We start from the raw sequence: 25343 nt of genomic DNA, 5'->3' as shown, positions 1-25343 counted from the left end.
CTCATGGAAATCGCAATCGAGCAACAGAACCAGACCTATCGCACTCGGCCAGAGCCGGGGCAACTGGTCGAGGTTAGGCGACGCCAGTGGGTCGTTGCCGAGGTCGCCTCATCCAAGCTGACATCAACTGCAGCGCAACAAAACGCGGTCACGCTCTCATCCATTGATGAGGATGGTTTGGGCGAAGAGGTGGAAGTCATCTGGGAGATCGAGCCTGGCGCGCAAGTCATCGAACGTGCGGGGCTGCCAACGATCTCCGGCCAAGATGACTCCGACACCCTCGAAGCCTTTCTTGATGCGGTTCGCTGGGGTGCTGCCACCAATGCCGACAGAGGCTTTCTGCAAGCGCCGTTCCGCAGCGGTGTCACCATCGCGGACTTCCAGCTTGATCCACTGGTACGGGCCATCGACATGGCGCGCGTCAATCTACTCATCGCAGATGACGTTGGCTTGGGTAAGACCATTGAGGCTGGTCTGGTCATTCAGGAGATGCTGCTGCGGCACCGTGCTCGCACCGTCCTGATCGTTTGCCCCGCATCGCTGCAAGAAAAGTGGCGAGTGGAAATGCTGGAAAAGTTTGGCCTTGATTTCCGGGTTGTCGACACGGCCTACATCAAGCAGCTGCGCCGAGATCGCGGCATCCATGCCAACCCATGGACTTCACATCCACGACTGATCGCGTCCATGGACTGGGTTAAGAGCGGCGAAGGGCTGCGCGCCATGCGTGACGTCTTGCCTGCTCATACCAGCTACCCGCGCAAATTTGACATGCTCGTGGTCGATGAAGCACACAATATCGCCCCCGCTGCCGGCGCGAACTACGCGCTGGAGAGCCAGCGAACACGTTTCATTCGCTCCATCAGCCCGCACTTCCAGCATCGCCTGTTTCTGACGGCTACCCCCCACAACGGTTACACCGAATCCTTTACTTCGCTGCTTGAGTTGCTAGACGATCAGCGCTTCGCTCGCAACATCCTGCCCGACGAAAAGCAGCTTAGCCAAGTCATGATCCGACGCCTCAAAAGCGATTTGGTCGATGCCGAAGGTAAGCCGCTCTATGCACAGCGCAATTTGCAAGCGCTGCCGGCCTCGTATTCGGCACAAGAGCGGGCCATTCACCAGAAGCTGAACGACTACTGCACGAGTCGCGAGCAGGATGCCGAGAAGGTAAGCAATGGGTTCGGCACGTCGTTCGTCAACCAGTTGCTCAAGAAGCGGCTCTTTTCGTCTCCCGCCGCTTTCGCTTCCACACTTGAGAAGCACATTGCGAGCCTGGCCAATGGCAGCCAGTGCAAGGACAAGGATGCAATGGCCGACCGCATTTTGCGCAAAGCCATCTTGCGGGTCGAAGAAGACTATGCCAACGACCAGGAGGTCGAGAACGCGCAGTCCGAGGCCGTCGAAGAGGCCTCACGGCGCGCGCAACCGCTGACGGCAGAGCAGCAGCAAATGCTAAGCGAGCTGCGGTCTTGGGCTCAGGCTGCCAAAAACCAGGTCGATGCCAAAGCCAAGGCCATCCTCGACTGGCTCAAGGCCAATCTCAAGGACGACGGTCAGTGGAATGATCGTCGGGTCATCTTGTTCACCGAATACCGCACTACGCACCAGTGGATGCACGAGATCTTAGCCAGCCACGATTTTGGTGGCGATCGACTCGCCATCCTCCATGGCGGCATGCCGCAGGATGAACGCGAGAAGGTCAAAGCAGCCTTCCAGACCTCGCCCACGGATTCAGCGGTGCGCATCCTGCTGGCCACTGATGCCGCATCTGAAGGTATCGACTTGCAGAACCACTGTAATTGCCTCATCCATCTGGAGATCCCTTATAACCCCAATGTGATGGAGCAGCGCAACGGTCGTATCGACCGGCATGGTCAGCGCCAGAAGGAAGTGTTGATCTGGCATCCCGTCGATGGCGGCGAACATGGCAAGGCAACCATTGGCGGCCACGGCGATGACATCATCCGGGCACTGCGCAAGCTCGAATCCATGCGGGCGGACATGGGCAGCGTCAACCCGGTCATCGCACCGCAGATGTCAGGGCTGATCGAAGGCTCGCTCAAGGACCTCGACACCCGCCTTGCTGAAGCCAAGATCGCCAAGGCCAGACGCTTCGTGCGTGCCGAGCGCGAACTCAAAGACCGCGTCGCCAAGCTGCATGAACGGCTGCTGACCACGCAGCAGGACTTTCACCTCACGCCGGAGCACATCCTCATGGCGGTCAAGACGGGCCTCAAGTTGGCAGGCCGCCCGCCACTCGAGCCCTTTGCTTTGCCTGATGCCCCTGCTGGCACTGTATTCAAGATGCCCGCGCTTTCGGGCTCGTGGGCGCGCTGCCTCGAAGGCTTGCGTCACCCACACACACTGCAAATTCGGCCCATTACTTTCGATCATGCTGTTGCCACTGGGCGTGACGACGTAGTGCTGGTTCACCTGAATCACCGACTGGTACAGATGTGCCTGCGTTTGCTACGCGCCGAGGTCTGGGCACAAGACGACGTGAAAAAGCTGCATCGTGTCGCGGTGCGTTCGGTGCCGGACGCACTGATTGATGGGCCTGCAGTGGTCATCATCTCGCGGCTGGTCGTCACTGGCGGTAACCATCATCGCCTCCATGAAGAGCTGACGGTCGCTGGGGGCTATCTGGGCGACAAGACGTTCCGCCGAGAGGAGGGGGTCACCAAAATCCAGCAATGGCTAGATGAGGCCAAGCCACTGACCGCCGCCGACACGTTGTTTGATGCCATCCGTGTACGTTTCGACCGTACACAAAGTGCCATCTTGCAGACGATTGACGCCCGGTCGAAAGACCGACTCAAGTTCCTGGCCAACACCCTGCAATCCCGCAAGCAACAGGAGGTTGCCGATATCGGAGCCGTGCTTGATGAATTGGAAAGGGCCATTCAAACGGAGCTGAAAAAAGATCCGCAACCGGAACAGCTTTCCCTGTTCACGGAAGACGAACGAACACAGCTTCGGCGTGACACCGCCGCACTGGAGGCGCGACTTGCTCGCATTCCAGCCGAGCGCCAGCAGGAGGCTGAAGCCATCGAAACCCGATACGCCAAACTCAACGACCGCACCTTTCCGGTCGCCGTCATCTTTCTGGTGCCTGCATCTGCCGTTCAGGGAGGTGCCGCATGAGTGCTCCCAGCGTGCATGATGATTGGCTGTCGCTGATCGAGATCTCCGGTCCTTTTCTCGCCGTTCCCGTTCTGAAGGAAGCCTTTCCGCAGGGGCTGGAAGAACTCGATACCACCAAGCGCAAACGTCTGCGCCAAGCCTACGAGGAATGGCGCGAAGCCCTAGAGTTGGACGACGCGCAATTTGCTGAGTTGCACGTGGCCTGGATCGACGAGGTGCTGTCGCGTGGCCTTGAGCTCGATGAAGACGGCAAAGGCGACGTTCTAAAGCGCGCCGCCTGGTGCGCCGCCAACCTCCAAACCGACTTGCCCGAGCACGGCATAACGCTGTCGCCTGATCTCGCGGTGGTCGATGAGCAACGCGCCAACAAGCCGCTGCTGCTGATCCAAACCTATGCGCATGATATCGACCTCGATGCCACCCTGAAGCAAGACGGCTGGGCCGCCACACCTGCCGATCGCATGGTTTCTTTGTGCCGTTCCTTGGGTTGCCGGCTCGGACTGGTGACCAACGGCGAGCGCTGGATGCTGGTGGATGCCCCGGTGGGTGCCGTCACCACCTTCTCCAGTTGGTATGCACGCATTTGGAGCCAAGAGCCCATCACGCTGCAGGCCTTCGTGCACCTGCTTGGCATTCGCCGTTTCTTTGTCGACGAAGCCGAACAACTGCCCGCACTGTTCGATCGCTCTCTAAAGTTTCAGGACGAAGTCACCGACGCCCTGGGCGAGCAAGTGCGCCGTGCCGTTGAAGTACTGATTCAGACGCTCGACAAAGCCGATCAGGACCGCAATCGAGAGCTCCTGCACGACGTCAAGGAACCCGAGCTATATGAAGCCGCGCTGACGGTGATGATGCGCCTGGTGTTCCTGCTTTCCGCCGAGGAGCGTGGCCTGCTCCTGATGGGTGACGAACGCTACGAGGCCAACTACGCGCTCTCCACCTTGCGCATGCAGTTGCGCAAAGAGTCCGAGGAAATTCTCGAACGCCGCTGGGATGCCTGGTCGCGCCTGCTGGCGATCTTCCGCGCGGTCTTCGGCGGCATCGAACACGAAAACCTGCGCCTGCCGGCACTGGGCGGCTCGCTATTCGATCCCGATCGATTCCCCTTCCTCGAAGGTCGGGCCAAAGGCTCGAACTGGCGCAGCGATGCGGCCACACCGCTGCCCATCGACAACCGCACCGTGTTGCTGTTGCTGGAGGCCATCCAGCAATTCCAGGGTCGAACGCTGTCCTACCGCGCACTGGATGTCGAACAGATCGGCTACGTATACGAGGGTCTGCTCGAACGTACTGTCAAGCGTACCGATGAAGTCACGCTGGAACTGGATGCCACCAAGAATGCCAAGACGCCATGGGTCAAGCTGGCCGAGCTGGATTCCGCACGCTTGGATGGTGCGGCTCGACTCGCCGAATTGTTGCAAGAACGCTCCGGCAGTTCCGCCAGCCGGGTTCGTAATGATCTGGCCAAACCTGTCGCCGACACCCTGGCCGACTGCCTCTTGACCGCCTGCCAAGGCGACACCACGCTCCGCGATCGCGTAAAGCCCTATGCCCATCTGCTGCGCACCGACCCATGGGGCTATCCACTGGTCTATCCTGCAGGAGCCTTCATCGTCACCACCGGCTCCGACCGGCGCGAAACCGGCACCCACTACACCCCGAAATCGTTGACCGAAGCAATCGTCGCCGAGACTCTCACGCCGGTAGCCTATGTCGGCCCAGCAGAGGGCGCGCCGCGCGATCAATGGGCTCTGAAGTCCCCCGCAGAACTGCTCGACCTTAAGATTTGCGACCCGGCCATGGGCTCAGGCGCCTTCCTGGTGCAAGCCTGCCGTTGGCTGTCTGATCGCCTTGTTGAAGCCTGGTCACAGGCTGAGGCCTCGGGCAAAAACGTGAGCGCGGAGGGTGAAATTCTGGAGGCAGGAACAGCCAGGGAACCTCTGCCCCGCGACGGCGAAGCGCGCACAGTCATCGCACGCCGCCTCATCGCCGAGCGTTGCCTCTACGGGGTCGATTTGAACCCGCTGGCGGTCGAACTTGCCAAACTCTCGATTTGGTTAGTGACTCTGGCAAAGGGTTGCCCGTTCGGTTTCCTTGATCACAACTTACGCTGCGGTGATAGTTTGTTGGGTATCCATCGACTGGATCAACTCACCGAACTGAGTATGACGCCCAATGGCAAAGGACAGCAGCGATTGTTCGGGCGGAACATTGAGCGCGCCGTACATGAGGCGATTGAGTTGCGTCAGCATCTTCGCGAAATGCCTATCCGCGATATTCATGACGTAGAAGCGATGGCGCACTTGGATGCTGACGCTCGGCGCCGGCTCGAAGTGCCGGAGTGTATCGCCGATGCGTTCGTTGGCACAATATTCACATCAGGGGGTAACAGCGCCGCATTGGAAAGCACGCTGGCGTCGCTGACCCTTCAGGCCGGACAGGCCATTGATGGCGGAATGGAGGTGCGTGCCTTGATGCGCCTGCGATCAGTCGCCGCGCTTTCGGCCGATCTACCTACAAACAAGCCCGCGCGTCGGCCGTTTCATTGGCCATTGGAGTATCCGGAGGTGTTCGCGCGCGAAGTCGACGGTTTCGATGCCATCGTCGGAAATCCTCCGTTCAGTGGTGGCCGTTTGATCGGACGTCGTTTCGGGCTGACGTATCAAGACTACTTGAAGCTGGTGCGCAATGGCGTTGTGGGGTCGCCCGATCTCTGCGTCTACTTCTACCTGCGAGCCTTTTCCTTGCTCGGATCAAGGGGGTGCTTCGGTCTTTTGGCAACCAAGTCAATCACTGAGACTGGCTCCCGCGTGGTTTGTCTGGATCAGATCATTGGGAAAGGTGGAATCGTCTATCGCGGCTGCTCTCCAATGCCCTGGCCTGGTACTGCCGCCGTCGACGTATCAATAGCATGGGTCACACGTGATGCCTGGCAAGGCCAGAAGGTTCTGAATGATCGATTGGTATTAGCCATAAATGGGGCGTTGGAAGAGGATTTCCAGATCAAACGCCCGATGAAACTCAAAGCATTGAAGGGACAGTTCTCACAAGGCCAGGACGTCATGGGGCGGGGCTTCGAACTCACGGCCGAGGAACGGGCGGAAATGCTTTTAGCCGACCCATCGTGCGAAGAAGTGATCTTTCCTCTATTTAATGGGCAAGACCTTAACACCATGCCGAGGCTGGATCCCTACCGCTGGGTGATCTACTTTCGAGATTGGCCGGAGGAAAAAGCACGGCGATACGGGGCGGCATTTCGCCGTGTCGAAGAGCTGGTGAAACCTTATCGAGATGCTCTGACTGGCCAGATTCATCAAGATTGCTTCTGGAAGTTTTGGGATCTTCGCCCACAGCTCGTTGCCGAGTTGGGACGAAGGGAGAGTATTCTCGCATCCGGTATTACGTCAAAGTATCTGTCATTCAGGTTCGTTCCGACTAATGTTGTTATGAATAAGGTTACAAAGCTTTATTTCTTTGACAAATGGTGGGAATTCGCTTGTTTGCAGTCATCATTGCACGCGGCCTGGGCCTACTGGACGTGCGGAATGATGGGACTTTCGAGGTTGAAATACTCAACTTCGGAAGCGCTTGAAACGTGGCCAATGCCAGTCATCAATGGTCGCAACGAACTTGATGACCTTGGTGAGCGCTATCACGCGCACCGAGAAGCAATCTTGGCTGACGAAGCGATTGGACTCACTCAGCTCTACAACCGCTTTCACAGCCAATTGCACGATGACTCTCGAATCAAGGAAATGCGAATGTTGCATCGCGAAATCGATCTCGCGGTTGCCCGCATCTATGGCTGGGACGATCTTGATCTCGACCACGGTTTCCACGCGGTGCAGTATTTGCCCGAGAACGACCAAGTTCGCTTCACTGTCAGCGAACGGGCGCGTCTTGAGGTGCTGCGCCGCTTGTCGGAACTCAACCTCGAACGGTACGCAGATGAGACGAATCAGGGGCTACATGGCGGTAGCACGAAGCGAGCCTCGCCCCGTACACCGCGCGCCGGTCGCAGCACCGGTGCCGTGACGGCTCAACCTTCGCTTGACTTCGACACGGAGACTGCGACTACCGCCAACGGCGCGGTCTCAGCCACGGCAATCCTCGACTTCTTGAGTGTGCACGCGGGCTGGCATGCCAAGGCCGACGTTCTTGCCGCCACTGGCGTAACGGACGGCCAATGGATTGCATTGATCGCCGATCTGATCGCAGGCGGCACGGTCGAGCGCCAAGGCGAGAGGCGCGGAGCGCGGTATAGGTTTATCGGGGGGCGCGACTGATGGAGAACCAACGCTATCCCGGAGAACTTCGCGTGTCGGCCCAAGACTTTGCTGGCTCCGGCTGGGCGGAGGCATTGGGAGATGTACCTCGTGAGGGATATTCCGCGATGTGGCAAGCACTTTCCTCCGCTGCTCGCTCGGCTATGGAAGATGGTCGCAAAGGACATAGCAAAGCACTCTGGTTACTCGCCGATGCCTGCTCCATGGCGCTGTCGCCGAAAAGCCTTAATGAGCCTTTCAAACCATTCATGGTGATGGAGGAGCGGCGCTCGGTGATTCCTGACGATCTATCAGAATCAGAAATCACGTTTTATGCCGAGATTGCCGATGCAATTCATGATGCGCGGTTGAAAGCGCGAGTGGCTGATCTCGTCTGGCTGAAGCAGCGTCCACGAAATTTCCACTTTGCGCTTACTGCGATCGACGCTTATCGCCTGATTCCATTGAATACTGAAACGTGGGTTCGTGGTGGCCGCGAGTGCTGGGAGCGCGCCATCAGTTTGACTCGCACGCTGAAAGCTGGCGCAGGAACCCGCTTGGCCGAGATGGAAAAAGCCATCCTTGACGCGTTCCATACAGCAACTAAGAAAAGCGGTTTTCTTGCATTATGGCTGGCTGACCTTATGGATACGCATGGTCTTGGTCGACCACATCCGACAGCCATTGCAGAGAAGCTGAGTGCGCTGGCTGTTGAATTTGATGGGGATGGCGATCTTCATCGCTCCCGCGAGTTCTTCGACGCAGCAAGCCGCTGGTTTAATCGGTCTGGTGACGAAGGCAAATCAGCTGAGATGACTGTTGCGGTCGCCGAAGGATGGGTAAAAGAAGCGATTGCCCGAGTTTCGTCCGATCAACCAAGTTATATGGTTGCTGCTGGTTTTTATGAGAAGGCTATCCAGATCTACCGCAGCATTCCACGCAGCCAGCGATCGCGTCATCAAGGCGATGAGAGGATTGCCGAATTGCATCGACACATGAATGAGGCGGGAGAAAAATCGCTGGATGAACTTGGCGAGGTCAAGACGCCAGGTGTAGACATCAGCGAGCTTGTCGAGAATGCTCGCACGTCGGTATCAGGAAAGTCTGTACAGGAAGCCTTGTTCTCGTTTGTGAACATCTATCAAGGGGTTCGGGTTGACCAGATCCGCACATCTGCAGAAAAGATCCTGCAGCAGAGTTTCTTTCGTCGGCTATTTGGCAGTACGCACCTGTCGCGAGATGGTCGCGTCATCGCCAGGCAGCCAGCAGCCGGATTCGAGAATGCTCCAGCCAGTGAAGACCCAGCGTTGTGGGCGCAGATGGTTCATGACTATCAGATTCTGATCAATATCGTCGTGCATGGCGACATATGGCCTGCCCATGAAGTGCTGCTGGAAGAGCATCGCTTGCGTGAAGATGACTTTATTGGCCTGGCAAGTCAGTCCCCAATAGTGCCACGAGGCCGAGAACGCCTATTCGGCAAGGCGCTATATGCGGGCTTTGACCGCGATTTCACCGTGTCCATGCATCTGCTGGCGCCCCAGATTGAGCACATGGTTCGGTTCCACCTGAAGAATGCCGGGGTGAAAACCACCAATCTCGACATTGATGGCATTGAGAACGAAAACGGCCTGAGTACGTTGATGGGCCTGCCAGAAGTTGAAAAGGTGTTCGGTAAAGATTTGTCCTTTGAGATCCGGGCGTTGTTCTGCGATGCACTGGGGCCGAACTTGCGTAACGAACTAGCTCACGGCCTCTTGAATGATGATTCGTTTCAGTCAATTCATGCAATTTACGTGTGGTGGATAGGGTTGAGGCTGGTCTTCAACACATTCTGGAATGCGGCGAGGAAAGCCGAAAGCGACAAGGATGCGGAGGAAAACAATGACAATTGACGAATCGACCAAATCACCCGATGCATGGATCGCCATTGATCATGGCCTTGTTGCCGATCTCACGCTGGCACCCTACACGTTGCAGCTGAAAGGCGAGCGTTCGCTGTATCAAGCCATCGCCGAAGACGATTGGGTATTGATCCTGAGCACCGCTGGTCACATCACGCGGGTAGGACGAGTGCTGCGGGTTCGTTCTGATCTGGAGACCACCGCGATCTACTTCGATCGCATGTTGTTGGTTGATCCGGCGGTTTCGATTGACCTTACGTCGCTCTCCCCCCCATCCTCTGGCAGCGTTGGCCGCCTTCAGTGGACGGATTTCCTTGAGTCGCTCCCCAAGGCATTACACAAGACCATCGCCGGAGTGCCGACCATTGAGGATCAGGCTTATATCCGCGAACTGCTGCAACTGGCCGTGATGGACGACCTGCTCGGCCCGGCTGGCGGCCCCCGTGAGCGCATTGTCGACATGGGGGTGCGCGACCGCTACCTAGTTGGCAAACTGGCCCCGCGCTACCTAGTTGGCAAACTGGCCCCGCGTGAGGCCGCACAAGGCGGCATTGAGGGGCTGGACGGGCCACTCGCAAATGACGACGCCGAAGAGCCCACCCAGGCCAAGGCTCCCGGAAGGCACGAGCCGGGCGCGGAGTTTGGAACGGCCACAGGGCGTGTGGAGCCGGAGTCGGATTCAGCTGACGAGATCGACGCCGCCAGCAACCAGTCATTGGTGCCTAGCAGCCTCGGCATGACCTTCTGCGTTGATGGTGATGCCGAGCGGATTGAGATTGAAGTGCGCTGGGGCCGCTATTTACCTGTTCCAGGGAAAGATCATGACGCTACCAAGCTCATAAACCGCAAAATCAAAGACCCCGCAGGAAGAGTGATTGACGTCATCCAAGAAGAGGTCAAATGCAAGGTATGGCAGCGCATTCCTTGCGGCGGAAAGATTTTACTGCCGCTCACCGAGGGGGTGGTTCCACATCAAGCACCTGATAATGAATTTCCCGACGTTCGGGTGCAGGGTTCCATTCGCGCGAAGAATGCCAATGGCGATCGTTTAGTTACCTTGTTTCTAGTCAACACTAATGAGATCCATGAAAAAGACACCAACAAAGATTCATCTTGGGTCTTTCAACCCGAGCTAATTGTTCGCGCGGAGAAGAGTGCTTTCAAACGCGCCATCTTCCGGCGCCGGCCGGTGCTGGACGCCAACGGCATGGACCCCGAACGTGAAGCGCTGGAGATGATTTACCGCAACCGCGTCGAATTCGCCGTGGGCCATGGCGTTGCCGTCCATGCCGAAACCGCAGACGACGTGACGCTGGCAACCGAGGTGCGCACCACGGTGATGCCACAATACGAGGTGCAGGTGACAGAGACGCCCGGTCTTGATCCAAGCGATCGCCCGGCGATGCGCGAGATGGTCAGCAGCGGCCTGCTCGACATGCAGCGCTTGGCGACTTTGGAGATCGACCCACTGGTCGACGCCTTGAGCATGCTGACCAAGGACTACGCTGCATGGATCAATGAGCAGCGCGCTCGCGTCGGGGCCGAAGTGACCGGCTACGACCCCCAGTCGCAACAAGCGATGGACCGCTGCCAGGAAATCCACACCCGTCTGCAGCAGGGTATCGATACACTGAAAACCAATGAGAAAGCGCTGGCGGCCTTTCGCTTCGCCAACAAAGCGATGGCCACGCAACGCGTGCGCAGCCAATACGCGCTGGCCATGCGCCGGGGCGAGGATGTCACCATCGACAAGTTCGATGTGCTGAAGAACCGCAGCTGGCGTCCATTCCAATTGGCGTTCCTGCTGCTCTCGATCCCATCACTGGCAGACCCGAGTCACCCGGATCGCGTCCAGCCCGTCGAGGCCTATGCCGATCTGCTTTGGTTCCCCACCGGTGGTGGCAAAACCGAAGCCTATTTAGGCGTGGCCGCCTTCACCATGGCCATTCGACGCATGCAGGGCAATCTCGGCGGGTTCGACAGCTCGCGCGGTTTAGCCGTGATCATGCGCTACACGCTGCGCCTGCTGACGCTGCAACAGTTCCAGCGTGCCACGGCATTGATTTGTGCCATGGAAGTATTGCGACGTGAAGCCCTGGACATGGGCGACAAATCCCTCGGCACGGAGCCCTTCACCATCGGTCTGTGGGTTGGCAACAAGGTTACGCCGGGCACTACCGAGGACAGCCACCGCGCCATTGAGGATGTGCGCAACCCCGGCAAATACAACGCCGGAGTGGCCTCACCCGCGCAGCTTACTAGTTGTCCGTGGTGCGGCTCGGAAGTGGCCCCCGGACGCGACGTCGAGGTCGACAAAGGCGCTGGTCGCACCTTCGTATTCTGTGGCGACAAGAAAGGTCGCTGTAATTTTTCCAAGGGTAAGTCCAGCAAGCAGCCGCATCCGGGGATTCCGGTGCTGGTGGTCGACGAAGAGATTTACCACCGCCCACCGACGATGATGATCGCCACCGTGGACAAGTTCGCCATGATGGCGTGGCGTGGTCAAGTGCGCACGCTCTTTGGTCGCGTCGGGCAGGAATGCGAGCGCCACGGACTGCTTTGGCAGGGTGCCGATTGCAATGGCAATCATCAAGCGGCCAAGGGCCAACCTTCCTCCAAGGTGAAGGCCATCAACCCGATACGTCCGCCAGATTTGATCATTCAGGACGAGTTCCACCTGATCAGTGGGCCGCTGGGCACCATGGTAGGCTTGTATGAGACCGCCGTGGACGAAATGTGCGGCTGGACGCTCAATGGCAAGACGGTCAAGCCCAAGGTCATCGCCTCCACGGCGACGGTGCGAAAAGCGAAGCAACAAATTTCTGGAGTTTTCAACCGGCAAATTTCAATCTTTCCGCCATCTGGATTGGATGTGGAAGATAACTATTTCTCAGTCCAGAGATCTATCAAGGACAAGCCGGGGCGACGTTACCTTGGAGTGTGCTCACCCGGTAGTTCGCGCCCCGCGATGTTGATCCGCGTCTACACCGCGTTCCTGACAGCAGCGCAGGAACTGTTCGATCACTTTGGCGAACCCGCTGATCCTTACATGACCATGGTCGGCTATTTCAACTCTTTGCGTGAGCTGGGCGGCATGAAGCGCTTGGCAGAGGACGATGTGCAGACACGTTCTTATCGCGTACAGATGAGCATGGTAGAGCGCCCTGCACTGGCACAACGCAGCATCAGCAACATTCGCGAACTGACGTCCCGAGTATCAAGCCAAGACATTCCCAAGTATCTCGATAACCTGGAGGTCAAGTTCAAGTCCGAGTTCGACACAACAAGCGGCAAGTATATGACCCGCTGGCAGGACGGCGACACGCGCGCCATAGATGTGGTGCTGGCGACCAACATGCTTTCCGTCGGTGTCGACGTAAACCGACTCGGCCTGATGGCCGTGAACGGGCAACCCAAAGGAACTGCTGAGTACATTCAGGCCACCAGCCGTGTCGGGCGTTCTTTCCCGGGCCTGGTCTGCACGGTGCTGACGTGGGCCAGACCACGCGACCTGTCTCATTACGAAACCTTCGAGCACTACCACGCCACTTTCTATAAGCACGTCGAGGCGCAATCGGTAACGCCGTTCTCGCCACGCGCGATGGATCGTGGTCTGACGGGATCGTTGTTGAGTTTGATGCGTCTGGAGAACGACGGGTTCAGCCCGAACGAAGGCGCTGGCCAATTAAATATGTCCAATCAGGCCGAGATCGTCGATGCCATCAAGGTGTTGGCGACTCGCGCAGGCAATGTCGCTGAAGACAACTCACGTAAGCAGTTGGCTGAGACCGAGCTGAAAGAGCGCGCCGACGAATGGGCGAAAGAAGTCAGCAAGGGCGGACGGATCTTGGCCTATGAGAAGCGCGGCCCCGAAAAAGACAAGACCGTGGCATTGATCAAGTCGCCAGGACTTCAAGCCTGGGACAACTGGACCGTGCCTATGTCGATGCGAGAGGTCGAGCCCGGCGTGCGTCTGATCATGAACACGAGCCATATCACGGACTATCACGATTGGAAGCCTCGTCCCGCAGCGAAGGATGAGGATTGAACATGATCATCAATAACAAAACGCCAGTCGGCGAAGTACGACCCAGCCAATTGCTGTGGACATATGGCCCCGGTGCGCTGATCGACCTGCCCAGCCTTTCCGTCGTGACGCTTGGTATCGACCGCTGGGAAAAGGATCGCTGCCAGCCGATTCAGGAGGCGCGGCTGCTCGCTGCAGTTCGGAAGGTTCTGGGAACGCAGGTCGAAAACCTGCGGATGCCGCCTTTCCAGAAGAATGAACTCGTCGACGTCTGGTCTGCCGAGGCCAATATCGGCGTTCCCGTCCGGCCATTCCCGCGCTGGATGCGTTGCGTGAAGTGCGGCCTGCTGTCGCCCTTTGATGCAGGTCTGTTCGAGATCAAGGAGAACCGTTTCAGGCCAGAGCGAACCCGTTTCGTGCACAAAGGCTGCCGTGGCTCCAAAGGCGACCAACCGGCCAAGGACGCAGATGCCGTCCCCGCACGTTTCCTGTTGGCCTGTCGCGACGGCCATCTCGATGACTTCCCTTGGCACTACTTCGTTCATGGCGGCATCAGTCCGTGCAAGGGCACGCTGCGCTTCTTCGAGAGTAGCGCGTCGCTGCAAACGGAAAACCTGTGGGTGAAGTGTGATGCCTGCGGGGCGTCCAGAAGTATGGCGCACGCCTTTGGAAAAGCCGGGAAAGAGAATCTGCCAGGGTGCCGAGGACGCCATCCGCATCTGGATCACTTCGACAACGAATGCGACGAGGAAGCGCGCGCCGTTCTGTTGGGGGCCACGAATAGCTGGTTTCCGATCACGCTCTCGGCGCTCGCGATTCCGCAGACCAAAGACCCGCTCAGTCAGCTGATCCAGGATGGCTGGGAATTTTTCGAAGATCTCGATTCCGAAGCCGAGGTGTCGGTGACGGTGAAGACGTTGAAAAAGACCGGGGCGCTGCCAGGCATCGACAAGTATGAGGTGGCCTCAATCTGGTCGGCCATCGAGGCGCATCGCTCCGGTGGTGGACAAGATGTCGTGGGTGAAGCCGACATCAAAGGGCCCGAGTGGGACGTGTTGACCGAAGCCAACCCGCCCACGGACTACCCGCACTTCATGAGCAAGAAGGTCGGTACGCCAACGGGACTCGGTGGTCATGTCAGTCGAGTCTTGCTGCTCGAACGTTTGCGCGAGGTGAATGCGCTGCTGGGTTTCACTCGTGTCGAAGCACCCGAAGAGTCTGGCGACCCCAATGAGCGTCCGCAGATGGCCAGCCTGTCACGCAGCAAGCCGGATTGGGTGCCAGCCAACCAGGTTCATGGTGAAGGAATCTTCATCCAGTTCGACGAAGCTGCGCTCGTCAAGTGGGAGGCTCTGGATGGTGTCAAGAAAGTCGACCAGATGCTCCGAGGTGGTCATAGGGGATGGCGCAATTCACGTCATCTCGACCCGAACGAGGGCTACCCGGGCATTCGTTATGCAATGCTGCACACGCTCTCTCATCTACTGATTCGGGAGTTGGCGCTGGAATGCGGGTACAACGCTGCGAGCATTCGTGAACGCATCTATGCCGACACTTCTGGCGATACCCCGCAGGCAGGCATCCTAATCTACACGGCAGCCGCCGATTCGGACGGCACCTTGGGCGGTCTCGTCGATCTCGGCAAGCCTGAAAACCTCGGTCGCTTGTTGGAGCAAGCGTTGAATCGCTCGAAGATCTGCTCCTCTGACCCACTCTGTTCGGAGCATGATCCGGAGAAGGATCGCTCCCTGCATGGTGCTGCCTGTCATGCGTGCAGTTTGGTAGCGGAGACCTCTTGCGAGCGAGGCAACCGCTATCTGGATCGATCGCTGCTCGTGCCCACGCTCGAACGCACCGACGCTGCTTTCTTCAAGGGTTTCTGAAATGGACGAACTCTTGGATGCCATTGCAGCATTGGTTTCTCTGGTTTCTCCCGAAAAGGTGCAGGCCATTGCCGCACGCATTCGTCGAACCGAAGCCAGCAAAGCTGCGTCGACGTTACCGAGCGTGGTGGGAACCCCGGTGGCCAGCACCGTGGTCGAGCAACTTGCAGCCGCATGGCAAAACACCGAGGTCGGTTCGGGCGAACTGGCGTTGATGCTTCTCGCTGCCAGCCACGTCTATACCAAAGCTGCGTTGGAGCAATCCACCGAACTCGTGTGGACTGGCCCGACGACGCCTTTCGTATCGGCTCGCCGAACAGAGCAGGCGCTTCTTCAGGTCATTAATTCCGCTGAAAGATCCCTATTTATTACGAGCTTTGTGGCCTACGACGTGAGCACGATCGTCCAAGCATTGAACGCTGCTAATGAACGGGGGACGGGCATTAATATTTTGCTCGAATCCTCACAAGACCATGGTGGCAGCATTAATATTGATGTCATTGGCAAGATGCGAGATCTTGTGCCTGGCGCGGCATTCTACGCTTGGCGCGAACGAAAAACCGCATACGTAAATGGGAAAGTTCACGCCAAGGTCGCTGTGGCCGACAGCACCATGTGCTTCATCACAAGCGCGAATCTGACGGGGCACGCGATGGAGCTAAATATGGAGGCAGGGGTTCTAATTACAGGCGGAAAAATTCCAAAATTGCTGGACGAACACTTGCAGGCATTAATCGATACAAAGACGGTATCACCGGCATGAACGGTTTGCATGTGGTAACTAGCGCTGGCTGAAATACCTCACCCCGAACAGCTTGTCGTCATCGGTGCGATCCTTCGGCACTTGGTTGGACTTCGCCATGTAGTTTTCGATGAAGAGGCGCAGGGAGTCACGCTTCGGATCGTTATGACGATTGACCTGCCCGAGGCCTACGCCCCATTGATGTTGTAGATCGGCCTTATGGGCATTGGAATTCCAATAATCCCCCCATCCCTTCGTGATGTCGTGTTCCCAGTATTCGCCGAGCATCCTGCAAATGGGTACATCAGCTCTACGATCACCTCGATAGAAGACGAGTAGATGCAGATGCAAGCCTGAGCGCTTGCCTTCTTCGAGCTTCCAGATCAGTCCTCGAATGTCATGCAGCAGTTCGCTGTCGTAGTCTTCGATATGACGGAAGAGTCGATCTCGATGATGCTGGATCGTGCCGAGCATCACGTCTTCGCGATACCGCTTCTTGTAGGTCAGCGTGGGGAAGAGAATTAGATGGCGTGAGCTATCTTCGAACATGTCCTCTTCGAATGCCAGACCTGTACGTCTGTTCCTGCGGACTCTGGCTTGTTCAGCCTTACGGCGTTTGATCTCGTGGTCACGGCTGATGTCGTGGTCATAGCTGCTTTCATCGAACATGGTTGATCTCGTTGGTTATGCCAACGGATCACCTGTGTTGATATTTTTTTATTCGATGTGAGGGTCGTGTAGCTGATCGCTACCCTCATCCATCTGTCGATGAAGGGCTTGATCTACATGCATTGACCTGATGTTCATTTCCCTTACTCGGCTACTTGTGCTTTATCCCATAGATTGAGATTGTTTTTTCTATTACATAAAAAGCAATGACGAAGGACAGGGAAGCAGCCTGCCGCAAAGACAAATCCCCGATGCAGCTCAAAGCTAACGTCAGGAAAATATGGTTTCTAGCTCGGGCTTTTATGTCACCATCCAGAAGAAAATTGTCGCACCAGTAGTGGTAGCCTGTTGATGGAAGCGAAGTGCGTTCTCGCAGCGCATCGGAAGGGAACATTTTTGGGATGAGACTGGCGATGTTTGAAGAAACAATCCGCGCACTGGAAAAGCTTGGCAACGAAAAATCTACTGTTTCCATCTCAGCCGACGATGACAACTACTTCGACCGCGAGTGTCCCGCGCCAGAATGTTTGGCTCAGTTCAAGGTGTTGATGGCTGACTGGAAGGACAAGGTCAGGGACGAGGAGGTTTTTTGTCCATTCTGCGGCCACACCGCCGATGCACAGAAGTGGTGGACACAGGAACAGCTTAACCACGTTCGGGACGTTGCGCTGGCGAATATTCAGGGAGCAATCGATGGTGCGCTTCGCCGTGACGCGCAGAAATTCAACCAGAGACAGCCCAAGGGCGGATTCATCTCGATGAGCATGAGGGTGGACAGCCGACCGCAGCATGTACTGATTCCCTATACTGCGGCAGCGCCCATGCGTCTCAAAATCACTTGTACTGAATGCGGATGTCGGTATGCCGTTGTCGGCGCGGCGTATTTCTGTCCGTCTTGTGGAGCAAACGCAGCGGAGCTTGTTTTCGATCTCACGGCCCAGGGCATCCGGCAGTCGCTCGAAGCCATTGACACTATCAAAATTTCCATTCCAGATGCGGACACTGCGGAAAACACGTGCCGTCTGATCGTCGAGAGCGCTTTACAAAACGTGGTGACTGCATTCCAGCGGATTGCAGAGGCGCTTCACGCACGTGTTGCACCGACAACCAAAATCCGGCGCAACGCATTTCAGAACCTTGCCGAGGGTTCAGCTCTTTGGGTTGCCGCCATTGGGCACGGATACGACAAGCACCTCACTGTCGCCGAGATGGAACAGCTGACAACGGTTTTCCAGCAGCGTCACCTGCTCGCCCACACATAGGGCATCGTCGATGATGATTACATTAGGAAAACTGGCGACACGCGGTATAAGTCTGGGCAGAGATTGGTGATCAAACACGAGGCTGTGGCTGAAGCACTAACTCTGGTCGAGCAATTGACGCACGGTGTTCGTGAAGACGCCAAGGGTAACGGGTGACCTCATTAGTGACTGCTCTTGGCTGAACTCAACCCGTCAATATTCGTGGGCTGCTTTTGCCATAACCTCTAGAGGTCCCCTATTTGCTCAGGGCCAGTGATTCCGCCAAGCCATCCATTGCCCCTGAGCAACGGATGGTTGGTCGCGTAAAATACGTTCCCAAGATTTTAAGCCTGATAGCGTGTGTGTAGACTTTGTCCGAAGCGCTCCGACTGAAGCCAACATCTTTGCGGGTAGTAAAGGGGGTATCTCGGCTTTCGTTTTTTTAGAAAACCCATCATCTTCAATGGCTTGCGATTCCGATAGGAATGACACCCTCTCCGCCAAATTTTTGTAGGCTTTTGAATTCTCAAGAATTCAGTAGAACGCAGGGTGTTTTTGACACCGCGTTCTACACAAAGCCTCTACACATCGGCCAGAGCTTAGGTCATGACTTTTTCTTTTTCCTATACCAGGAATTTTGGAAGAGTCACGACCCATGCCAGTCCTGCCCACAGGCCTTCAGCGCCACTCAAAATCCGGAACCTACTACCTTCGTAGGCGCATTCCGACCGACCTACTGACTTGCTACCCAGGCAAGAAAGAGGTGATTCATTCCCTGAAGACCAAGGACTACCGCACGGCGCTTGAGCGACACCGGCAAGGTGAAGCCGAGTTGACTCGTGAGTGGCAACTGCGTCGACAGAAGATGGCACGCGAGTTCCGGCAGCAGGCTAAAGCCACTGCAGCCCAACAGGGTTGGCCGCCAATCCGCATCGACGACCTGACGGCCCCTGCCATCTCGAGCATTTGCTCGCACTATCAATCCGCCAGCTTGGCGGGTGACGAGCGCAGGCGCACCAACTCAGGCTACGACCTTGAAGACGTTCACGAGTATCGGCAAGGATATGCCGAGGTCTTGCAGACGCTCAAAGACGCAACGGCCACCAACGACATCAAGATGCTGCAGCAACCCCTTGATGAGTTCCTGCGCTTCTACCGCTACGAAATCAATCATTCTTCCACCGCCAGATGGACGCCCTACTCCTCGAGTTCGGGCACACGCTCATCCGCACCAACGAGAGCCTTCTTCAGCGCTTCAACGGGCAAAGGGTCGCGACGCCGGTCGCCGCGCAGTTCGCCGAGACCCCTCGCCTGTCAGAGGTGACGAAGGCCTACCTTGAGTACTACGAAAAGCTCGAGCACAGCGCGATGCTGCGCAAAGTCCAGACAGTCATGCCCCTGCTAGTGTCTCTGGTCGGTGACAAGCCGATTGGAACACTGAGGCAATCCGACTTCGAACACTTCTTCGAAGCCATCCAGCAGCTTCCTCTCGCTGGAAAGATGCCTGCCGCCAAAGGGGGATTTCCCCGTCGGAGCTCGCCAAGCTGAAAATCGGGGAAATCAGTAAGGGGACCAACCATTCAATAGCAAGACCGCCTTCACACTAACTGCGAGTGCAATGAAGCAAGCTGTGCCCAAAGTGCAAAGCCCGAAGCAAAGCCAGCTCAATACCGACTAACAAGACCCGAGTGATAGCTCGCTGTCAAACTTTGCGGCCGCTAGGTGAAATAAGCTGGCAACAATAATGCTAAGGCGCCTACGGGAAACTGCCCATTTATAAAGCCTCGGAAGGCGTTACACTTCGGCAAAATCATCAGATTCTTCTATGACTACCAAATCTCAACTAGCACAGCGCCTCGAACTGGATTGCCTACCAGCCCCAACGCCCTGGCCCGGTGCCAATGCTCGACTTTTGGGCCACGGCTTAGGGCTACCCATAAAGCCATTAGACCGCTTGGCAGGATTCAGCCCGGACGAGTTTGAGCGGTTTACGTTGGAGTGGGCCTGTGATTTCCTCGCAAAGCAGGATGACATTTACGAAGTTCAAGCTCGCGGAGGAGCTGGGGACAAAGGAAGAGATGTGATTGTTTGGCTAGATGCCCCAGGAATAGCGCCCAGGCGAAGTCGCTTTTATCAGTGCAAACGGTGGCAGGATAAACTTGGGCTAGGCTCGGCCGGCGTCGAAATCGCAAAACTACTTTTCTATACGCATAGGGGTGATTACCCCATCCCGCTTAGTTATCATTTCGTCACACACAAAGGGGTTACCGGCCCGCTCCAAGACCTGCTCGATGATGGCAAAAAACTAAGGAATGAAATTATTGCCACATGGGATGACTACAAAACCAAGGTTCGAAAAGACCCGCCCATCGAATTAACAGGCGAATTTCTAGACTATGTAAATAATTTTGATTTCAAAATTTTCCATGCAAAGCAACCGCATGAACTGATAGAAGAACATTCGAAGACCCGATTTCATCTAACGGTATTCGGCCTACCTCTGATTGAACGTGCGCCACCCCCAAGCCCGCCCTCTACGGCAGCCGCTAGCGAATCCAAATATATTCAATGCCTCTACAATGCCATTGCCTTCGATTTGAAAAGAACAATAATTAAAGAGGCAGATTTTGATGAACACTCTAGCCACCAAAGGCTGTTCAAGCGTTCCCGCCTAACTTTCTACAGTGCAGAGGGGCTGCGCGAATTAGCCAGGGACAACATGAGCAATTCGCAGTACTTTGACACTCTCTTAGAAGAGTTTTCTGGCGGACTTTATCATTGGTACGCTGACCCGACAGGAAGCCCGCTCGGTCGCCTGCACCAGACAGTGAAAGGCGCACAGAGCCTTGCCCTAGCTGCGCATCCACTCACTCCGCACGTCAATGCAAATGACCGTGAAGGAATGTGCCATCAGCTTGCCAATATTGGACATATCGACTGGTGCAAGCCGTGACGCCAAGTATTGAAAGAGTGCCATACAAAAGACCCTATAACTCGCCATTAGAGTGTGGGCTACGCGCGCTATTCATACTTAGTGCGAGCCCATGCGCTCTTGATTTACAGCGACTAATCTCCTACGACTATTTTCTCGTGCACTCGGGTGATGTTCCAAGCGGTCCTATGAGCTTACACCCCGCAGTTCCACATCGGAGCGGAGAATTCCTAGTTCGGCGGGAGATTCTTCAAGCAGGGCTTCATCGGATGCTATCCAAAGAACTCATCGAAGTAGAGTTCTCAAACAAAGGTTTCTTTTATAAATCCACACCCCTCACACAAGCATTCATAAAGCTTCTAAAAACGCCATATTGCAAGCACTTACAGGACAGGGCAAGGTGGGTGAGCCAGCATTTTTCTGGAACCACTGATGACCAGCTCAATGATTTTATGGCAAAACGCATTGGCGAATGGGGTGCAGAATTTGAAAACCTGACCGCCATGGACTCCCTGGAACTCTAAAATGCTTCAGATTTCAAAAATACTACTCCGTGGCCATGGAGTTAAAGATGCCGAAGTTGTTTTCGAGAGTGGTGCAAATGTACTCGCGGGAGAGTCGGACACCGGGAAGAGTCATATCATTACGTATGTTGACTACGTACTTGGCGCTAAGGACTTGGCAACAGAAGATGCCGGCGCGGAATACAATATATTTCTTGTAGAATTTAAAAACCTATCGGGAGAGCGTTTAACACTAGCGCGCAAGCGCGGAGAGAATTCTCTTCAAGTACACAGAAAAGGTATCGACAACATAGCAGAGGCCGGCGACTTTATTCAGGCCTATCGAACCGGGAAGAGCACAAAACCAGACGTATCCTCAATACTTCTCCCCTTCGCAGGGATGAAAGAAGCGCGACTGCGTAAAAATGTTGATGGGCACACTCAGCGCCTCACAATTAGAACTCTTTCGCTTTTGTTTCTGATTGATGAAGTCTCGGTAATTAACATTTACTCCCCGGTAACGGGAAAGAAAGACTTTGACTTTACGCCAAGAAAGCGGGCTTTTTCATACTTGCTGTCGAACACCGACGACAGTGCGGTCCAGGCGACTGAAAGCGATGAAATTGCAAAGGCTGGTCTCAGAGCGAAGCTCGACTTAATCGCGCTCCTTATCGAACCATTAGAGAAGAAGAGGCTTCGAGGACTTGGCGAGGCTGACGAGCATTTCGACGATGAAGCTCTGGATAGAGCTATAAAGACCTTGGAGGCTGAGCTCGAGCGCGTCAGCGAACTTCGGGACATTTACCATCAGGACTCGCTAGAAAACGCGAACCGCGCCATAAAAGTGGAGTCCCAAATATTGGGCTCGGAGCAGCTTCTATCTAGGTACGATTTATTAAAGCAACGGTACAAATCGGACCTTAATCGTCTCGATTTCATCACAGAAGGTGCTTTTTATTTAAATGAGCTTCAAGATGTCGCCTGCCCTATATGCGACCAACTCATAACTCCCGAGCACGCTCTTACACATCAAGAAGGTTTTGGTTTAATTAGAGATTCTGCTGTAGCAGAAGCCACCAAGATTCGAACCCTTGGAGAGAGCTTAGACAACGCAATAGCAGACTTAAATTCTCATCGCACCAAATTCCTTCGGGAAAAGCAGCAACTTGAGCGAGAGCAGAATTCCATAGATTTGAAATACAAGCTTTCCATATCTTTAGGAATTGAAGATGAGCTTCAACGGCTCAACAAACTCATTTCAGAACGCACGGAACGCGAGGCTTACCAAAATGATATGGAGCGGCTCGACAACTTTATAGCTCTTCGTCAGGAGATTTCAGACCAGCTTGGACGCAGCGCTGCTCCTAAGCGCGAATGGTCTGCCCTCCCAACAGAGAACCTGAGAAAACTCTGTGCTCATGTTGAAAACGTGCTAAACGACTGGAACTGGAAGGGAAATAGAACAGTTGAATTCGATGAAAAGAAATTTGACATATTGGTTGGAGGCAAACCTCGACACTCACACGGTAAAGGTGTTCGAGCCATCCTTTACTCGGCTTTTGCGATTGGCCTACTCAAGTATTGCGCAGCCGAAGGATATCCTCATCCTGGATTTGTCATAATCGACTCGCCATTAACAAGCTACATGAAGAAGAAATCGCAAAGCATAACCGGCCAACTCGGAGAAATAGAATCAGACGTAGAAATGGCATTCTGGAAATCTTTAGTCGATATACCCAAGGATATTCAGATAATAATTATTGAGAACAAAGAGCCGCCTAGCGATGTGGCGAAGAAAATTCACTACGAGTGGTTTGCAGGCGAGCACGCCGTGGGAGGCCAGCGCGTCGGTCTCATTCCTACTATTTAGTCAATAGTATTAGGCACCTTTGCGCCCAACTAGCAGCCGGACTTTTCCATGCCATTACCGTCAAAGCTAAGCGATACTTCCCAAGTGCATCTCGAACAACTCATCTCCGAGCAAACGCAGGAAGGACCAAACCTAGACCTCAAGCGGCAACTGCCCACTGCATGGGATGGCGGTGCGAAGCATGAGCTATTTGCTGACGTATCTGCATTCGCAAATGCCGGCGGCGGCGACCTGATTTATGGGATGGAAGAAGACGACGAAGGTAGGGCGACTGCGTTGGTTCCATTGCAGGACAATTCCGACGAAACCACTCTACGCATCGCCGACCTGCTCATGACAGGCATCGAACAGAGAATCCCTGGGATGCAAGTGCAGCCCGTTCCAGTAACGGATGGTGGCGTGGCCGGGACAGTCTTCGTCATCCGAGTACCTCAAAGCTGGGCCGGGCCACATCGTGTGAAGTCGAACTTCAAGTTCTACATCAGAGAAGGAAATCGAAAGCGAGAAGTCGATGTCCCCGAGCTACGCGGGCTCTTTCTCCGCACAGAAAGCCAAGCCCAGAGAATTCGTGATTTCCGGACCCAACGTCTCGGCAGGATTCTCACGGGCGAGCTTCCCTGCCGATTAATACCGGGTCCCAAATGGGTGCTTCATGTGATACCCACACAAGCCGCCCTTGGCATAGGAAGCCTGAACCCACTCCCTTATCTCGATTTCACGCGACAAATCCCGTGTCTCGGAGTGGAGCATCCTGGGCATCCTCGAATAAATATCGACGGTGCGCTCGGCGTCAGAAATACAAACTCTGAAGGTCTAACCCACGGATACACTCAGCTCTTTAGAGATGGATTTGTTGAAGCTGTTTATACCCTTCCGTCGCGCGGTGGGGAGACATTCCTTCCTGGTGTCGCGTACGAAAAATACGCTGCTGACTTTGTGACAAGAATTCGTACCGAGCTTATCTATGCGGGATATGACCCAGAAATGGCGATTCTGATGTCACTTTTGGATGCCGACCGAGTCGAGCTTTCATTTAACCGGTTCAACTGGAATGTCGACATGAGCCAGGGCTTTTTCGACCGAAAAACGGTCATCCTGCCTGAAGTGCTAATTTCCGGGAATGAGCCCCCGCTAATGGCGTTGAAACCCATGTTTGACCTGGTATGGCAAGCTGCAGGAATGCAAGGCTCAATCAATTTCGACGCAGGCGGAGAGTGGCGGGCTCATGCATAAGAGCTAGTAACTCCGGAGTTGCGGCCATTGCATCGCGAAGCTATGGGCTTTGGGCTTGTGCCCTTTTCCTCAACGAAGGCGCGTGTACGCCTGTGTTCATCATAGCAGTGCGCAACGTCCACTCATAAGTCAGTCTTCAGAGCACGACTGTTGCATTGCCCGCAAAACCTCACTCACAAATCTACGAATTACGTAGTTTTGCGTTACATTACCCACTGTACAAGACACCTTGTGTGCGTAGCCTCGGGCTGACAATAATTGCGCTATGCAATGGCAATTCGCTTCCCATGGCCAATCTTCTGGATGTAGAACAGGAACGGGAGCTCTTCTGGGTACCCCCGAGTGCGCGCTTCTTGGCAGAGGCGCCAGGACTGCCCCCGAACCCCATGAAATCCCGGCTGCGCCGCCACCCGCTCGAGTGTCGACTTGACTGCATCCCATCGTCTTCGCCGTAGTTGGTCGTCTAGCAGGATGTACAGGTCCTGCATCTGCCCCGGCTCTCGACGCCAAGTCCATCGCACGCCGCCCTTGTAGTTGTACCGAGTGAGCTCGTAGCCCAACCACCTGAGTCGTGGCTTTTCAGAGACGCTTCGTAGCGCCTCATGGGCACCCAGCTCGCCATCTGTGAAGAGCATCAACCAGGAGACATATTCAGCGCCATCGGGGAAGAACACAGCGAGCACGGCATTGGCCTTCCCGTTCTTCTTTCTGGTGATGCGCTGAGCAGCGGATGCAGCGACTCCGTAGAGGTTATGAAACTTGCTGACCAGGGCACCCAGTTTGGAGGCCGCAACGGTTCCGGAGGTGTACCGGGTGTAGCCCCGCGGGATGCAGTCAAGAACGCGGGCGAGCGCAGCCGCTGTAGTGCGGGCCAATGGGGTTGTAGGTGCACGCATGGAAGGCTTCCAAAAAATATTCTTACCTTCGTAT

General features: G+C 55.5%; 14 protein-coding genes. 12 read left to right on the top strand and 2 right to left on the bottom strand.

Features of this window, described 5'->3' with window-relative positions:
- Positions 1–3: 3 nt before the first annotated feature.
- The 6 genes from drmD to drmC are packed head-to-tail and all read left to right on the top strand — an operon-like array spanning position 4 to position 15986.
- Positions 4–3144, top strand: coding sequence for a DISARM system SNF2-like helicase DrmD (gene drmD / locus CEY05_RS24090; protein WP_088599781.1), 3141 nt, complete (start codon positions 4–6; stop codon positions 3142–3144).
- Positions 3141–7430 (top strand): type IIL restriction-modification enzyme MmeI, encoded by a 4290-nt coding sequence (locus CEY05_RS24085; RefSeq protein ID WP_088599780.1) that lies wholly within the window; start codon positions 3141–3143, stop codon positions 7428–7430. The genes drmD and CEY05_RS24085 overlap by 4 nt, the downstream gene beginning before the upstream one ends.
- Positions 7430–9304 (top strand): DUF4209 domain-containing protein, encoded by a 1875-nt coding sequence (locus tag CEY05_RS24080; RefSeq protein ID WP_088599779.1) that lies wholly within the window; start codon positions 7430–7432, stop codon positions 9302–9304. Before CEY05_RS24085 ends, CEY05_RS24080 begins: the two co-directional genes overlap by 1 nt.
- Entirely contained in the window at positions 9294–13361 is a 4068-nt protein-coding gene (gene drmA / locus CEY05_RS24075; protein WP_088599778.1) for a DISARM system helicase DrmA, read from the top strand. The genes CEY05_RS24080 and drmA overlap by 11 nt, the downstream gene beginning before the upstream one ends.
- Before the next feature lie 2 nt (positions 13362–13363).
- Complete coding sequence (gene drmB / locus CEY05_RS24070) at positions 13364–15223, top strand: DUF1998 domain-containing protein (protein WP_088599777.1); 1860 nt, start codon at positions 13364–13366, stop codon at positions 15221–15223.
- A gap of 1 nt (position 15224) precedes the next feature.
- A complete protein-coding gene (gene drmC / locus CEY05_RS24065; protein WP_088599776.1) occupies positions 15225–15986 on the top strand; it encodes a DISARM system phospholipase D-like protein DrmC in 762 nt (253 codons plus the stop codon).
- An 18-nt stretch (positions 15987–16004) separates the two neighbouring features.
- On the opposite strand, the gene CEY05_RS24060 is transcribed toward drmC, so the two are convergent.
- A complete protein-coding gene (locus CEY05_RS24060; RefSeq protein ID WP_088599775.1) occupies positions 16005–16634 on the bottom strand; it encodes an inovirus-type Gp2 protein in 630 nt (209 codons plus the stop codon).
- 413 nt (positions 16635–17047) lie between these two features.
- Between CEY05_RS24060 and CEY05_RS24055 the strand changes: the two genes are divergently transcribed.
- From CEY05_RS24055 to CEY05_RS24030, 6 genes are all read left to right on the top strand, one after another.
- On the top strand, positions 17048–17896 hold the full coding sequence (locus CEY05_RS24055) for a hypothetical protein (RefSeq protein ID WP_088599774.1): 849 nt from the start codon (positions 17048–17050) through the stop codon (positions 17894–17896).
- A 634-nt stretch (positions 17897–18530) separates the two neighbouring features.
- Complete coding sequence (locus CEY05_RS31070) at positions 18531–19199, top strand: DUF6538 domain-containing protein (protein ID WP_143220619.1); 669 nt, start codon at positions 18531–18533, stop codon at positions 19197–19199.
- A 501-nt stretch (positions 19200–19700) separates the two neighbouring features.
- Positions 19701–20828 (top strand): ABC-three component system protein, encoded by a 1128-nt coding sequence (locus tag CEY05_RS24045; RefSeq protein WP_088599772.1) that lies wholly within the window; start codon positions 19701–19703, stop codon positions 20826–20828.
- Positions 20780–21331: an ABC-three component system middle component 2 gene (locus CEY05_RS32020; RefSeq protein WP_369825985.1), complete on the top strand. Its 552-nt coding sequence runs from the start codon at positions 20780–20782 to the stop codon at positions 21329–21331. The genes CEY05_RS24045 and CEY05_RS32020 overlap by 49 nt, the downstream gene beginning before the upstream one ends.
- A 1-nt stretch (position 21332) precedes the next feature.
- Complete coding sequence (locus CEY05_RS31065; RefSeq protein ID WP_143220617.1) at positions 21333–23180, top strand: hypothetical protein; 1848 nt, start codon at positions 21333–21335, stop codon at positions 23178–23180.
- Positions 23181–23264: 84 nt separating this feature from the next.
- Complete coding sequence (locus CEY05_RS24030; protein WP_158219409.1) at positions 23265–24413, top strand: helix-turn-helix domain-containing protein; 1149 nt, start codon at positions 23265–23267, stop codon at positions 24411–24413.
- A gap of 263 nt (positions 24414–24676) precedes the next feature.
- Here CEY05_RS24030 and CEY05_RS24025 read toward each other — a convergent pair whose 3' ends face one another.
- Positions 24677–25309, bottom strand: coding sequence for a hypothetical protein (locus tag CEY05_RS24025; RefSeq protein ID WP_233161687.1), 633 nt, complete (start codon positions 25307–25309; stop codon positions 24677–24679).
- Between the last annotated feature and the right edge of the window lie 34 nt (positions 25310–25343).

Source organism: Achromobacter sp. HZ34 (genome assembly GCF_002209485.1).
Classification (GTDB): Bacteria; Pseudomonadota; Gammaproteobacteria; order Burkholderiales; family Burkholderiaceae_B; genus Bordetella_C.
Note: the sequence above shows the minus strand (reverse complement) of the source record. Positions and strands in the feature narration are given on the sequence as shown.